The organism is Paenibacillus plantarum, assembly GCF_013141695.1.
Lineage (GTDB): Bacteria > Bacillota > Bacilli > Paenibacillales > NBRC-103111 > Paenibacillus_E > Paenibacillus_E plantarum.
Genome location: NZ_WHNY01000050.1, coordinates 13,692 through 29,916, shown reverse-complemented (window position 1 = coordinate 29,916; position 16,225 = coordinate 13,692). Strand labels below are relative to the sequence as shown.

General features: G+C 44.3%; 8 protein-coding genes. 5 read left to right on the top strand and 3 right to left on the bottom strand.

The window, feature by feature from the left end; translation table 11 throughout:
* Positions 1-39 precede the first annotated feature (39 nt).
* The gene (locus GC096_RS16330) at positions 40-4,092 is read left to right on the top strand and encodes a golvesin C-terminal-like domain-containing protein (protein WP_171631618.1); all 4,053 of its coding nucleotides are present in this window, start codon (positions 40-42) and stop codon (positions 4,090-4,092) included.
* Between the two features lie 150 nt (positions 4,093-4,242).
* Entirely contained in the window at positions 4,243-5,031 is a 789-nt protein-coding gene (locus tag GC096_RS16325) for a class I SAM-dependent methyltransferase (protein WP_171631617.1), read from the top strand.
* A gap of 56 nt (positions 5,032-5,087) precedes the next feature.
* Here the strand turns inward: GC096_RS16325 and GC096_RS16320 are convergent, their stop codons facing one another.
* Entirely contained in the window at positions 5,088-5,591 is a 504-nt protein-coding gene (locus GC096_RS16320; protein ID WP_171631646.1) for an Rrf2 family transcriptional regulator, read from the bottom strand.
* A 235-nt stretch (positions 5,592-5,826) separates the two neighbouring features.
* Between GC096_RS16320 and GC096_RS16315 the strand changes: the two genes are divergently transcribed.
* From GC096_RS16315 to GC096_RS16305, 3 genes are all read left to right on the top strand, one after another.
* Positions 5,827-6,288 carry a carboxymuconolactone decarboxylase family protein gene (locus GC096_RS16315; protein WP_171631616.1) on the top strand — a complete coding sequence of 154 codons (462 nt, stop codon included), beginning with the start codon at positions 5,827-5,829 and terminating at the stop codon, positions 6,286-6,288.
* Positions 6,288-6,998: a YjjG family noncanonical pyrimidine nucleotidase gene (locus GC096_RS16310; RefSeq protein ID WP_171631614.1), complete on the top strand. Its 711-nt coding sequence runs from the start codon at positions 6,288-6,290 to the stop codon at positions 6,996-6,998. The genes GC096_RS16315 and GC096_RS16310 overlap by 1 nt, the downstream gene beginning before the upstream one ends.
* A 322-nt stretch (positions 6,999-7,320) precedes the next feature.
* Positions 7,321-13,710, top strand: a complete 6,390-nt coding sequence (locus GC096_RS16305) for an S-layer homology domain-containing protein (RefSeq protein ID WP_171631613.1) — start codon at positions 7,321-7,323, stop codon at positions 13,708-13,710.
* A gap of 250 nt (positions 13,711-13,960) precedes the next feature.
* Here the strand turns inward: GC096_RS16305 and GC096_RS16300 are convergent, their stop codons facing one another.
* Both GC096_RS16300 and GC096_RS16295 read right to left on the bottom strand, forming a co-directional pair.
* Positions 13,961-14,791 carry a WYL domain-containing protein gene (locus GC096_RS16300; protein ID WP_171631611.1) on the bottom strand — a complete coding sequence of 277 codons (831 nt, stop codon included), beginning with the start codon at positions 14,789-14,791 and terminating at the stop codon, positions 13,961-13,963.
* Positions 14,778-16,088 carry a helix-turn-helix transcriptional regulator gene (locus GC096_RS16295; protein ID WP_171631610.1) on the bottom strand — a complete coding sequence of 437 codons (1,311 nt, stop codon included), beginning with the start codon at positions 16,086-16,088 and terminating at the stop codon, positions 14,778-14,780. The genes GC096_RS16300 and GC096_RS16295 overlap by 14 nt, the downstream gene beginning before the upstream one ends.
* Positions 16,089-16,225: the final 137 nt, after the last annotated feature.

Below are 16,225 nucleotides of genomic sequence, written 5' to 3'. Positions count from 1 at the left end.
TTTTAAAAACGATTTACATTTGAAGGGAGATGTAAGGCAATGAAAAGAGTGATAAGTCGTCTAAGTTCTGCATGTGTGGTGTTTGCTCTACTAGCAACGTATGGGTTCACCCTGATCTCAGGAAACCAAGTGGCTTATGCGGCAGCATTAACCATCGAACAAACTACAGTAGGGAACATTTTCTATGAAAATGACACCAAGAGCTTCAAAATCAATACGGATGGCGACTCGATTGATTGGGTTTATTCCGATTATTGGAATAACACCGTACAGTCTGGAAGCCAAGCTGTAAGTGATGGAACGACCCTGCTAACCGTTAATCCTGGGAAAAAGGGATGGTTCAACTTAGTGATTACAGCCAAGCAGAACGGGAACGTTATTGCCTCCAAAGATACCTCGTTTGCGGTCGTTTCCAGTTTCGATCTGAGCCAAGTGGCGGATTCGCATTTTTCTGTACAAACGCATGCTGCTCGAACCGATCTTATTGCTCAAGATTCTGCTGCGCTGATACCGATTGCCAAGAAAATGGGGGTTAAGTATGTCAGGGATGCCTTGCGCTGGGGGGACATCGAGGATACGACGAAGGGGATTTATAACTTCAAATCTTTCCATGATGATTTCATGTCGCGTGTGGCGGCGAATGATCTCAAACCTTATATCACTCTGGCGTTATATAATAATTTCTATGACGAAGGAAATGCACCCACAAGCTTGGAGGGGAGAATGGCATTTGCTGAATATGGGAAGCAAGTATTGAGCAGATATCCCCAGATCGGACAGGTGGAGGTTTGGAACGAACCGGACATTCCTTCGTTTGGGAAGGGACTTAGCACTGAGGCAGAGAAAGCGGATTTTTACTTCAATTTGTTGAAAACCTCCTACGAACAAATCCATCCCCTTTTTCCGAATGTGAAAATAACAGGATTTGTCTTTGGTGAACTGGGTTCAGACTCATTTTTGGAAGCGCTTTATCAAAAGGGTGCGCTGAATTATATGGATGAGTATTCGTTTCATTCGTATACGAGGAATCCAGAGGATTTCGTTAAAGATATCAATAGGCACAGAAATATGATGAAAATGTATAACAACAACCAAACCATTCCTATTAATCTTTCGGAGACAGGATTTAGTAACTTTAATTTCGATGAGCATGTCCAAGCCAACTATGTAGCTCGAAGAATTGTCACTGCTTTGGCAAATGGGATCGAAAAAATTAATATTTATAATTTGCAAAATAAATCTACGGTTCCGAATGAATTTGAGGGAACGTTCGGCTTGATTCGGAATCCTGAGGATGCCAAAGGTGCTTATGTTCCGAAGCCGGCCTATGCCGCTTATGCGACTATGACCCGTGAATTAACGGGAGCGGATTTCCAAATAACGGAGGATGTTGGACCTGGCGTTTATAGTCATAAGTTTCATAATGCAACAGAAGATATTCGGGTCATGTACGCTCCTGCGGGAGCCGATCTCAAACTCTATACTAGCAGCCCCCTGCAAGTCACAGACATTATGGGAAATATGTTAACTTATACGCCAACGAATGGCTATGTGCGGCTGAGGCTAGACGAGAATCCGATTTATGTCAAAGGTATGTTGGAGGCTCCTTATATCGAAGAGATCCCGCCGACGATTACCAATCCGATCACTCTGTATAGTGGTTACAGCATGGGAGGCTATGCGGAAGTCAATGGGCCGCTTGGTACAGCGACTAACAAATGGGTAACGTCATCCGTGCTCAAAGGCTATAACGGCGGCATTTCGCGAGCGATTACGAACCCAACGGGCGCATCGGCCAAGTGGACACCGAATGTGTCTGCGTCCGGACGGTATCGGGTTTCAACGTATCTTCCTGGAACGCCCGCCACTCCGGTGAATACCACGAAGATGGCTGCGTATTCAATCTATATCAACGGAGTAAAACAGGAAACGAAAGCTGTTGATCAATTCTCTCAGCAGGGATCTTGGCAGGTGTTGGGTACCTATGAGTTTCCAAGGGGAACAAGCAGTTATATCCTGCTCGAAGACACGAGTCCCACTCACGATCGTCCGCTTCGGGCGGATGTCATCAAGCTAGAGGCGATTCCTGCAACAGGAATCGCTATGGATACCGATTCACTGAACATGAGTGTAGGAGATACGCATGCCTTCACGGCTGTGTTTACGCCTGCTGGGGCTACTGACCAAACGCTGGTTTGGAGCAGTTCGAACAGTCAAGTCGTGACTGTTGATGCCGAGGGGCATGCGAATGCGACAGGAGTTGGAGAAGCGGTGATTCGTGCCACGAATCCGTTAACTTCCCTGTATGCCGAAGCGAAGATCCAAGTAACGATGCCCGTCATACAGCAGGTTACAATCTATAGTAGCTATGGCACAAACGGAGGATACACAGAAGTGGGGGGGCCTCTGGGAACCGCTACGAATAAGTGGGTGACTTCTACGGTTCTCCAAGGTTATAACGGCGGCATTTCGCGAGCGATTACGAATCCAACGGGCGCGTCGGCCAAATGGACGCCGACAATCACCCAGCCCGGACGATATAGGGTATCGGTTTATTTGCCAGGAACGCCTGCAACTCCGGCGTATACGACGAAAGCAGCCGAATACTCAATTTATACGGATGGCGTAAAGAGGGATTCTAAGATCGTCGATCAATCTACGCTGCAAGGCTCATGGCAGGTACTGGGCAGCTATGATTTGCCGCGAGGAAGTGCCAGCTACATCACGGTCGAGGATGCGAATTCAGCACATGACAGTCCGCTTCGTGCGGATGTGGCCAAGTTCGAGTTTATCCCCCCTACGGGCATCAGCTTGAATACCCAGGCGCTTGATTTGCAAATAGGAGATACGCATCTATTTTCGGCGGGGATAACGCCGAGCGATGCAACGGATCAATATCTGCTTTGGAGCAGCACGAACAGCGATGTGGCAGTCATTGATGCCCAAGGTCAGCTGAATGCTCTGACTGTAGGCAGTGCTGTGATCCGTGTCACGAATCCATTGACCTCCCTTTATGCCGAGACTGAGGTGAAAGTGACGCTGAATGATAAGACACCTCCAGCAGATGCAACCTTATCGGCAGATGTGATGTCACCAACCAATACCGATGTCATCGTCACGATCAGTTATCCGGCTGATGCAGTGGCAAATGAATACAAAATAGGAACAAACGGCACATGGACAGTGTACACAGACCCTGTTGTTGTTTCCGCAAATAACACGGTGTACGCAAGAGGAACCGATGCCGCAGGCAACGTATCCAATGTAACTCATTATGTAGTCAGTAATATCGATCATGCTTTACCAACTGCAACAGTGGCATATAGCGTGGTAAACGCACAAAGTGTGATTGCCACAATTACACCGAGTGAAGCGGTAACGATTACGAATAATGGGGGTTCAAACAGCTATACGTTCAACTTTAACGGCAGCTTTACCTTCGATTTCGTCGATGCAGCAGGAAATCATGGCACGGCAACGGCAACTGTGAACAATATTGCAGCAAAAAGTAAAGCTAAACCGGGTACAGTGGTACTATCGGATGACAATGGGTATGATACAGCGCTACACGACGGTAGTTACAATGTAACGATGAACATGTGGTACGGAGAAAACGGTAGAATTTATAAACTTTACGAGAATGATGTATTAATCGATACGCAAATTCTCACGGATAATTCACCAAACGCACAAACGGTAGTAACCGCAGTTTACGGCAAAAAGAATGGGACCTATCGTTACTTTGCGGAGCTTACTAATGCATTCGGCACAACGACGAGCAGTACGCACGTTGTAACAGTCACGAAAGCAGCGCCGGATAAACCGGTTCTATCCCACGATAACTGGGATGGTGATGGCAATTTTAAAGTTAGCATGAACATGTGGTGGGGAACCAATGGCGGGGTGTATCATTTATATGAGAACGGTGTTCTTATCTATACAGAAGCACTGACCAATCATACACCTAATGCCCAATCATCAGTAATGACCGTGACAAATAGAGCAATAGGCAACTATGAGTATCGAGCTGAGCTTGTCAACTATGCCGGAGCCACATCCAGTGATACGATGATTGTAAAAGTAACGAAGTAAGCTTAATATAGGAACCTAAGAGCTGAGTGGATGAGAACGATCCATTCGGCTCTTTTTATTTCTTTTTGGTAAGAACATATTGACAATTAGCACGCGAGTGGTATTATATTCCAGCTAGTGTCGATTTATATGAATTTGGGAGGTATGTATTTGCAAGAACAACTGTCAACGGCGAACAAAAAGGCATGGGAAACGAAAGCTTATCAGGCATGGGCTCATACTTATGGAACACCAGAAGAACTTGCAGAAAAACTGAAGCTAGAACATAAGCATTATTTGCGCTACTGGTTAAAGTACATGGGTGATCCAGCGGGAAAGCGTATAATTAACCTACTTGGCTCACACGGTCGAAAGGCAATTGCATTAGCATTGTTAGGTGCAGAAGTGACGGTGGTGGACATATCGGAAGAAAATCGATTGTACGCGATGCAAGTTGCTGCTGCTACTGGTGTCAAAATTGACTATATCTGTTCTGATGTTTTGGATATCCCGAACGAAGAAACACTAGGCCAATTTGATATCGTGTTGATGGAGTTTGGTGTATTGCATTATTTTACAGACCTCCATGCTATTTTCAGCGTTGTCAGTCGTAGACTAGGGAAAGATGGTCGGTTTATTTTGACTGACTTTCATCCTTTCGCACGTGCATGGCTAAACACATACAACTTGCCGCAGCCAGCCGGTAACTACTTCGATGATCGTATTAAAGAGGGGGAAGTAGCCTTTGCGAAATTACTGCCTGAGGATGAGCGTTCTGATTTAGGCAAGGTTTTAGTACGAGGTTGGACCGTCGGTGAGATTATAACTGCGATTAGCACAGCAGGACTATGTATGCGAACATTTGAAGAGATCGCCAGTAAGGCAGATCCAAGATTTCCAGAGTTCTACACGCTTGTTGCTGATAAACTGGATATGGAGTTATCTCCGTTGTATCGTTGAAACCCACAGCCAATTGCTGTGGGTTTTTTACGTTATTAGTCATTATATTTTCACCACTAAACAGTGTTGCTATTCGCAAAATATTCACGCGTATCTTTGCGGGATTGAGGAGTTAACACGCGATCAAGTTCTTCGTTTAACCAAGTAAGCGACTTGTTACGGAGAACATTGCGCATACTATCTTCAGCTTCGCGCATGGTTAAGTTAATCAAACAGGGAGAAGCTTTAGCGCATGCGGCATAGTCTTCATCACGGCAAAGATAGCTATTATTCTTGATGTTCTTGCATTGAAAAATCGGAGTAGCACCTTCAACAGCTTCAACTACATCCCAAAAAGAAATATCCGCAGGCGACTTGGCTAATTTATAGCCTCCTTTTACACCAGGGACAGAGATTACGATGCCAGCTTTGGTTAATTTACTAAAAATCTTCGAAAGATAGGTTTCCGAAACGCCTTGAAAAGCGGACAGCTCTTTAATTCCTATGGTTGAATCAGGAGGAATATCAATGAGATATACCAAGCAATGCAGTCCATATTCGACGCCAATACTATACTGCATCCCAACACCTGCTTTCAGTTCTATATAAAAGTTGCTATTAAATATCTTAGGTTGATTTAAACCCCTTGTCAAATAGGGGGATTTGGTGTTTTCAGCTAAAAGACCCATGATTTATCGTTGACAGTAATTAGCGAAATGGTTATATTGTAGATATAGTTAATCGTCGATTAATGTTGTCGACGATATGACTAAGCGATTTCTTGTATCAACTAAAAATAAAGGAGTGTATTCACACATGGAAATCAGATTCGACTATACGAAAGCACAACCTGAAGCTTTTCAAACACTTTTAAAATTGGAAGGATACGTAAGGAAGAGTGGTCTTGACCACACATTGTTGGAGTTGATTAAAATCCGCGCTTCGCAAATTAATGGATGTGCTTTCTGCTTGGATATGCATACCAAAGATGCGCGTGCGATGGGGGAGACAGAGCAACGATTGTATATGCTCAATGCATGGCGTGAGGCTCCTTTCTATTCAGAAGCAGAGCGGGCCGCGTTAGCATTAACGGAGGCTGTGACCAAAATTTCGGAGGCTGGCGTTCCGCAAGAATTATATGCGCAAGTTCGCAATCATTTCGATGAAGGCCAATTTACCAATTTAATTATGGCGATTAATGCGATCAACAGTTGGAATCGAATTGCGATTTCAACGGGTATGGTACCAGGAGATTATCAACCAGCGGCTCATAAATAATGAGTTATCACATACTTCTATTTGATTTAGATGATACGTTGTTAGATTTTGGCGCTAATGAAAAAGATTCATTAAACAAATTGTTCCAGCAACATGGATATACGCTATCGGATGAGTTGTTTCGTGTATATAATTCCGTCAACAAACAGCTATGGACTGACTATGAAAATGGCAAAATTGCTTTAGATGATGTGCTAAACGCAAGATTTTCAGAAACGATGTTAAAGCTGGGACATGTTGTGGATGGCGTTGAATGGGAAAATAGGTACAGGGAACTGCTAGGCAATGGAAATCAGCTTATGGAAGGTGCTTTAGAATTATGTCAGAGCCTATCCGCATCCCATAGACTGTTTATTATCACCAATGGCATCACCCAAACTCAGATCAAGCGATTGAAGCTGTCAGGCTTATATGAATTTTTTGAAGGCATTTATGATTCTCAAAGCATTGGATTTGCGAAGCCAGCAAAGGAATTTTTCGACTATGTGATGAGTCAGATTAAAGATTTTAATAAAAAAGATGCACTGATTATCGGAGATTCATTAAATACCGATATACAAGGTGGAATTCTGTCAGGCATTGATACCTGCTGGATGAATACGAAGTCACAGAAATACTCTACAGAAATTCAAAGCACGTACACGATCAAAAGTTTAGTGGAATTATATGAGATATGCTCCCTTGCCAAACTTTATGAAGAGAAACTATAACTTAATTACCCTTGAATCAGAGGCTGTCGAGTAAATCGGCAGCCTTTTCTCAACTAAACGGATAGTTACACAAACAGCAAGTGTAGCTTCTTGCATCATGTATCCAAAAAAATAAGTAAAAATATTATGCATTCTGGTTAATATATTTTCTTATCTGTATTTCGTAATCCATATATAATAACGACAACACGACATGATGTAGTTTCTTAATGAAATATTCAATTGGAAGGGAGTCAAATTAAAGCGCTTACAATATAATCTGGTAAGGGCAAAGTATTAATTAAAATTCCATACTCGTTTTAATAAAAAGGAGTGAGCGTTTGTGATACAAAGTAAAAATTTGCAGAAAAGCATGGCTGTTATTCTTGCATTGTTCATGGTAGTATCTTTTTTTCCAACGAAGCCTGCTTTTGCAGTGGATTCTCCCATTAAGGTAGTGACCATCGATGGTGATGCTGCCGATACGAACCCAGCCAATACATTTAAAGGTTATGGTGTGGTATCCGGTAATAATACTTCCCGTTTACTTTTAGATTATAAGGAAGAACATCCTGCGCAATATTGGGAAATTATGAATGGATTATTCAATCAAGATACAGGTGCTGGCATCAATGACATCAAGATTGAGATGGGCAACGACTCCAACACGTCATCTGGAACGGAGCCAGCTACGAAGCGCTCTGACGATGAGCTTGCTAATGTTCGGCGTGGTGCAGGGTTCGTATTTGCAGCTGATGCGAAGACCATCAACCCGAATATGAAAGTTAGTATACTCCGCTGGACCCAGCCAAGTTGGGTTCAACCATGGAGCGATGGAAATACGGATCCAACACTACCTGCTACACTGGCTTCCTATGAGCGAATGTACAAATGGTACAAGGATACCGCAATTGCGATTCAGGATACATATGGCTATTTGCTCGATTACATCAACCCAGATCGTAATGAAACAGGCACACCCAATGTGAATTTCATTAAATGGTTTGCAAAACGTATGCGGGCAGATGCTACTTTCCCTAACTACGATAAGATTAAAATTATCGCTTCTGATGAGAACACAACGCTTAACATACCAACAAGAATGCTAGCGGATGCCGACCTCATGAATGCGGTTGACGTAATGGCATACCACTATAACTTGGCAACTAGCGCTGACTATTTAAAGGTCAATGATCAGAACCAAAAAGAAGTTTGGTACAGTGAAGGCGTGGCACCACAAACGGCAGCCAAATATCGTGCTAATTCGGATAGCGTTTTCGGCGGTGTTGCTAGTGCGCTAGATATTGCTGGTCGTTTCATTGCGATGTATACACAAGGAAAACGTACGCATTATATGTTCCAACCTGCTGTAAGCGCATTCTATAGCGGCGCTCCCTACAGCAGCAAGGAAATTATATCAGCCAAAGATCCATGGTCAGGTTACTATACACCGGATGTGGGCATTAACACGACGATGCAATTTACCCAATTTGCCGCTAATAACTGGATGTATATTCCGAATGCGAGCTTTGGTGTTGTTGGAAACAGAGGAAATAGCGAAATGGACGGCAACTTTACAGATGCTGAATATAATCGGTTATCCTTAGTAAGCCCGGATAAGAAAGATTTCTCTGTAGTTATGGTCAATGACAGCGATCGTGTTGCTAATTACCAATTTGATGTGAAAAAGAATATTAGCAATGCGGGCAATCCACTGCAAGTGTGGGAGACACGTGGACCTGACGCTGGACAAGCGTACGATGCGAATTGGTATCAACAGCTTAATAATGTTACAGCTACGGATAATGGTGATGTCTATTCCTACAAGTTAACTGTGAAGCCCCACTCTATGGTTAGCTTGACGAGCACGATCACTAATCCAAACACGGGGCATGCCCGTACACCTTATGTGCGAAACAATCAAATCCCAGCACAAAGCGTATTGGATGTTGCTGGCAGCAACCCGGCTATCCTGTATGAAGATGATTTTGAGTATAGTAACTATCCTGCCCAAAATGGTTTAAGCTACCTTGAACGCCGTGGGGGCACTCCTCGTTATACAGCAGATCAAGGAGGAGCTTTCGAGGTTTACGGAGGCATTGGCACGAACGGATCTAATGGCTTGAAGCAGATGATCTATTCGGGTAATAAACCAGGCACTTGGGCTACGACGCCTTTCTCCTATACGGTGCTTGGCGATGAGCGATGGGCGAATTATGAAACTTCGATTGATTTCAAAATGGATTTGGATGGAACGCATACGGGTGAGAACTATGTTGCTTTAGGTTTGCGACATACATTGAATGGGACGACATCTGATTCAGAGTCAGGGTATAAAATCCGAGTATATGCGGATGGCACTTGGCGTCTGATTCGCTTCACGGCAACAGTGGCATCTGGCAGTATAGATAACTTCGATGCTAGTGCGTGGCACCATATCTCGATAAAAGCAGCAGAGAAATTTATTACGGCTACGATGGACGGCAAGGTCATCACGAGCTACGCCGATACGGCTAGTGGCGCACCACTTTCTGGGCAAGTCATGATTCAGAGCAGTGTTCGCCAGTCGATCTTTGACAATTTGAAGGTAGAAGCTGTTAATGGCTATGTACCTTATGCAACAGATCGTGTGGACGATCTTGATTCCCGTGTATCCTATCATGAAGGCAGCATGCCATGGGGGCATAGTCTATCAGGTGGTGCAGGTCGAATTAACCGGACAATTACAACTAGCGGAACGACGATTCTACCAAGCAATACCACGAAAATTGAAGGTACTCCGAATCGGTGGTACTTGGTAAGAAATGAAGGCAACACATCAGCATGGAGTTCTAACGCTTCTAATGCGTGGGCAGGGGAGAATGGCAGCTACGCTTCATTCACCTTTAGCGGAACAAGCATTGCGGTCTACGGAATTCAGCAGGGAACAAGTCCTGTAGCAAGAATGGATGTTTATCTGGACGATGCACCAGGCTATACCAATGACGTCTCTAAGCGGGTTCTACAAAACTTTAAATTCAATAACGGCTCCGCCGAGCAGCAAATCTACGCAGTAACGGGTCTTGCACCTGGCACACATACAATAAAAATTGTTAAAACTGCTGCAGCCTCCGGCGCAGGTAACTACATTTCCATTTCGAAAGCAGTAGTTACGGCTGACAACACAGCTCCTACTTATTTGGAACTGCCTTTCACAGGGACAGGGTTTAATCTAGTAGGTGATACAGGCAGCGGGACACTCGACATGTATGTGGATAATACACTTGTTGATTCGAATGTTGTCATACCTGCAGTTACTATAAACCGTTCGAACACCTACTCGTATCGTGGACTGTCTAATGGACCTCACACATTGAAGGTCGTGATGAAGGATGGAACCATCTCCATAGACGCCATTGATATTATGGGAGCTATCTATGGTACGGTTTCCAAAACAGCCCTTACTTCTTTGATATCGCAGGCAAGCAGCTATATCGAGGCAGATTATATGACTACCGAGTGGGCAGCATTTACGAACGCATTGACTGAAGCGCAAGTTGTGCTGGCTGATGCTGGGGCAAGCCAGTATGCGATCGATTCTGCAACAACGAAACTTCAGACTGCTTCAGATGCGCTAAGATTGAAAAAACAACCTGTAACAGTAACCGGTGCCTATGCTACAGTTGTTGCTACTAAAGTAGGCGAGGCGGTCGCGGGTCTGCCAACAAGCATTAAAGTTACACTTGCTGATGGTACGACAAACGTGGACGCTAACATTAACTGGGTCAACAACACAGCTAGTAGATTCATGGCTCCATATTCCATGACATCCATCAAAGGGGAGGTCGTTGGTGGTAAGAACCTCTTTGTAAATGTTCAAGTGGAGGTAATTCCTAGCGATTTGGTGTACTTTATTGACACTGGTGTCACGGGTGATGTAACGCCACCTTATACAGCTATCAAAAATTTGATGGGTGTAGGTTTGATCAACGAAAAAGCCGATCAAGCATCGACAAGTGATACGGTTTGGGGGCATACGCCAACAGATGCGAATTACAAGTACAAAACTATCGCAGGTGCGGTTGTCGCAACAGACAAAAGTCAAACAGGTGTCTATGGTTCGGACACGAAGAATAACCCGCTCGTGTATGTACTTCCTTTAACAGCAGGTAAGTACACGATTACATCTTTTCATCGGGACTGGTGGAACAATACTTCCCGTACGATGGACATTACCTTGAGCTATCAGGATGCCGGGGGACAACTCGTAACCAAGAATGTACGAAGCGGCTTAGTTGCAGGACCTGATGGCACATCCGTTTCCTACGACTTTAACCTTCCTATAGATGGAACGGTTAAATATACGGTGAATAACACGTATACCGGGAATCAAGCTGCACTCATTAGCTATCTGGGTGTAGCGAAGAAAATCGTAAATCCAGCGGACCAACAAGCTGTTGATACCGCGAAAAGCATCATTGATGCAGCTAGCTTTGACGTTAACAAGACGATAGTCAACAACGAGAATGGTGTTAAACAATGGATAAGTCAAACCATTAATGGCTTAGCTGGCTTGAATATGACTGGTGTTACAGTAGGTGAAGTTACGTATGTATCCTTCCAAGCCGCTAATGGCAATACGGATGGCAGCTTTACTTTCAATGTTCCACTCTCCAAAGGGAATGCGGATGCAACGAGCGTAGCTGACGGTACGATTATAGCACTAGATTCAACCAAACCTGTTATTTCCCTAGTTGGAGATGCTGTGGTAAACCTTGCCATTGGTTCAGATTATGTAGATGCTGGAGCTACGGCATTAGACGATCGAGATGGCAATATCACAGGGAATATCGTGACAACAGTTACCAGCAATGTCTATAACGGAACGTCCGTCAATACTTCAGTAGCGGGAACTTACACGTATCACTATAATGTGAGTGATGCTGCAGGTAACGCAGCTGTGGAAGTAACGCGGCAAGTGAAGGTATCGGAAAATCCGGATACAACAAAGCCAATCCTTACATTAAACGGTGAGGCGATCATTCAATTAGTACATGGTGCAAGTTATACAGATGCTGGAGCTGCGGCTACAGATGATCGAGATGGCAATATTACGGGGAATATCGTGACGACGATCACCAACACTATGAATAGTGGTGTGTACAACGGAACGAACATCGATACAACCGTAGCGGGAACGTATACGTATCACTATAATGTGAGTGATGCTGCAGGTAACGCAGCTGTGGAAGTAACGCGACAAGTGATTGTATCCGAAAGCCCTGATGTAACAAATCCAATCATTACGTTAAATGGTGATGCAATCATTCATTTAGTATATGGTGCAAGTTACACAGATGCTGGAGCTACGGCTGCAGATGACCGAGATGGCAATATCACGGGGAATATCGTGACGACGATCACCAACACTATGAATAGTGGTGTGTACAACGGAACGACCCTTGATACAACTGTAGCGGGAACGTATACGTATCACTACAATGTGAGTGATGCTGCAGGTAACGCAGCTGCGGAAGTAACACGCACAGTCACTGTAGCCAACCAAGAGCAACCGTCGACGCCGGATCCAGAAACACCAGAAGTTCCAACAACACCAGAAGTTCCAGTAATTCCAACAACACCAGAACCGACGTCGACTCAAATTTTAAATGAATCTGATATACCGGCTGCAGTTGCGGGTACGATTACAGCTCAGTTGAAAGATGGCAAAGACACCGTACTGCTGCCAAGTCATATAACTGATCTTGTTGGAGATAACAGACTTCAATTAGTGCAAAAAGATGTTACAATCGAATTCTCCAAGGAAGCACTCAAAAATATCCAAGGAGCTGTTACTGGCCCGCAAGCTGATGGTGCACAAATTAGTTTTTCAGCAACGGTTGCCTCTAAAGATATTGTGACAAATCTCATTAATAATCAGGCTACCAACGGTTCTGCTCGTTTAGCCACGGCAAGTGATGTGTATGATTTTAACTTAAATGTTGTTACAACGGACGGAACTCAAATACCTGTAACAACGTTTGAAGAACCTTTGGTACTCTCATTTAAAGTGAATCCGAATGCCGATCCTAATTTGTTAGGCGTGTATTATATTGCGGCAGACGGAACCATTCAATATGTAGGTGGAACTTTAGTTAATGGCGTGATGACCGTCAAGGTAACACATTTCAGTCAATATGTTGTGCTTGAATATAACAAAACATTTTCAGATGTAGGTACAACCTCATGGGCTAGCGGCGTTATTAAGAAAATGGCGGCAAAGCATATCATTGATGGTGTCAGTGAAACGGAATTTAACCCTGAAGGAAACGTGACACGGGCACAATTTGCAGCTATGCTTGCACGTACTTTAGGCTTGAAAGCTGTTAGCAGCGCTCAATTTAAGGATGTAAATCCTGGGGCATGGTATGCCGAGGCGATTGCTGAAGTTAGTGAAGCAGGTATCGTATTTGGACGCAGTTCGGATACATTTGCACCTGACGATGCCGTTACACGTGAAGAAATGGCGGTTATGACCGTTCGTGCCTATGAAATTGTAAAAGGCAAAAAAGTATCTGTGACGAACACCAACTCGTTTAGTGATCATGCTCAAATCCAGGAGTGGGCACAAAACGCAGTAAGTGCTGCACAAGCAGTTGGTTTAATTCAAGGACGCAATGCGAATCAATTTGCTCCACAAGAGCTGATGACGCGTGCTGAAAGTGCACAAGTAATTTCTAATCTTTTGAACTAAATGCAGAAATAAATTAGTCATAACGAAGGACATGTACAGCAGGGATTCCCTGTGAGTACATGTCCTTTTCGCGTAAGTCCCTAACAATGAGTAATCTCACAAATCTGTGTTAAAAAATGTTCAATGGAGAGCCACATCAGGAACAACCCTCCTGAAACAATAAACGCAGCTCCCGCAATAGCGATCCATATATGCGACTTTGATCTTCCGATTTTGTTTTTATGATCGGTATCCCATTCATCCGCAGGTTTTATATAGCTCCCTCCTTTTCCTCATCGACCGAACTCACCCCGTACCGCGCCAAAGCCTTCGTTGCCGACTCCAGCATACGTCTTTTCATAAAATCCCCCTCAATAACACGAACACGCTTTCCGAGAAAGCGGATCTTGGAGAGGAGATACTCCGTTTCGTCGCCAAGAATAACTACCCTGACTCTATAGATATCATTCTCTGTATCATACGCAACGTCTTTTTCAAAACTGGAGAGGGCATATAGAATACGCGAAAGCTCTCTATTGTAATCACGAACGACTTCAAGGACGGCTTCGCCTTTCCGAGCGTCGAGAGCGCTCTTAATTTTCACCTGGATGCTGTCTGCATCCATAGTCTGCAAAGCCTCTGCAGTGATACTTGTAATCTTATCTAGTTTAGTACGCATGATCATGTGATGCCGAAAATCATACCAGAGCAGGTACCATTCCCTTTTGACCATGGAATATTCTAATTTATAGGGCAGCCCGGATTGGTCTGCATGTATGCGTCCGCGTTTAATCTCATAAGTTAAGCGTATTCCACTTCTCTCCGTAATAAGCCTACGTAAAGTTCGCAGGAGCGAGTGGTAGACCTGTTTCTCTCTACTGCGGGCTTTTTCAATGAGATGGTCAGAGGTATCCATGACCGGATCTTGTTCCAGGATAGCGCGCAGCTTACCCAACGTATCAGGTGTGAAAGCCTCATCTGCCGCAGGATGACCGAGCATCGTCTTGAGCCACGCTCTCTCGTGCGAAGTGACCATGAACGTACCGGAATCCTCTAGCCGGGAAATAATTTGGTAATTAAAAATCTTCTCAAACAGATTCATAATAAGCCTGAATCTCCTTCCATTCGGCGATCATTTCCCTGCGGAACTGAACAGGCTCGAGTATTTCACAGCTAGACCCGAAGCTGCGCAGCCAAGGCTTAATTTCTGTTGTTCCGTTAACTAGGATCTCATAGATAAAAGAATGCTCATCCTCCTGCACGATTTGTCCCCATTGGCCCTGCAGCAGCACCCGCTCCCGAACAAAGTTAGGCGCAGAACCTTCTGGATTGTAAAATCGGGCACGAACCGTCACAGGTTGCCCCGTGTCAATCAGCCAGCTATACTGAATTTTCGCATGAAGCTCGTTCATCTTGTTCTCAAAGATATCTTCGTCAACGGATTCATCTTCTTCGATTTGCGTGATCCCTTCCAACCGATATTTCCGGATTCCCTCTCTGCCATTTGCAAGAAGATACCAACGCCCGTATTGATGATCGTAGACGACCTTCAAGGGGAGCGTTTTCTCCACTTTTCCGTTCGTATCCCGCTCGAATAACGGGTTGGTGTTCTTGGAGGCGTAGCTTTTTTCAGACTTGGGTGAAAAATATAAGAAACGAACCTTACGACGGTTACGGATCGCACTCAGGATCGTGAACAAATGCGCTTCATCTAAGATGCGGGAATAATAGTGGTATTTATATAAAAAAGGCTCAATCGCCAGCTTCTCAGATTGTTGTCGAAGAATATGCTTCTTCAAGCCATCGCGCAGCAAGTAGCCCTGAACAGAAGGGACCTGCGTGTTCGCCATGACATCAATGAAATCATATACATCATAAAGCTCATCGTCCGTCAGTCTGTGGATCAAATCGTTTTGGATGCGATAGCGATAGGGACGAGCACCTGTTTGCCTTGAAATGACACCAACTTCTTCCAAATACTTTAGATCAGAACGGATCGTTTTCTCATCGGGTAAGGATAGATCGGAAGACTGACTGGTGCAACAGATGTCTAACAGTTCCATGGCTGTTAAAGCTTGTTCGTTCATCGCGGCCAGCAGCAATGAGATTCTCTGAGATTCAGATTCCTTCAATGACTTAGCTCGAAACAAGAATAGGAGCATCGGATCGGTGGACTCGTAGTAGCTGAAGCGAATCGTTTCGGCAAACTCCTTGCGCTCCTCCTGCGGTAAGTGCTGGTACGTGGAGCTTACGATTTCTTTTAACCGTCGGATCGTCTTGTCAAAAGTATGGATAGAAATACCCAGTCTCTCTGAGAACTGCTGTCGGTTGTAGGCACCACTCGTCAGCACGAGCATGCGCAGAAACTGGATTTCTTTATCAAAGCTTTCCTTAGCCACGCTACTCCTCCGTTCAATTTACATCATATTTCCATTGTAACAGGGGATGGAATTGGGCGAAATGGTAAACTTTCTCTGTAGTCGTAATACTTTTGCCATGTTCGAAGGGTTAGAAATGAGCGAAAATAAGTACATAA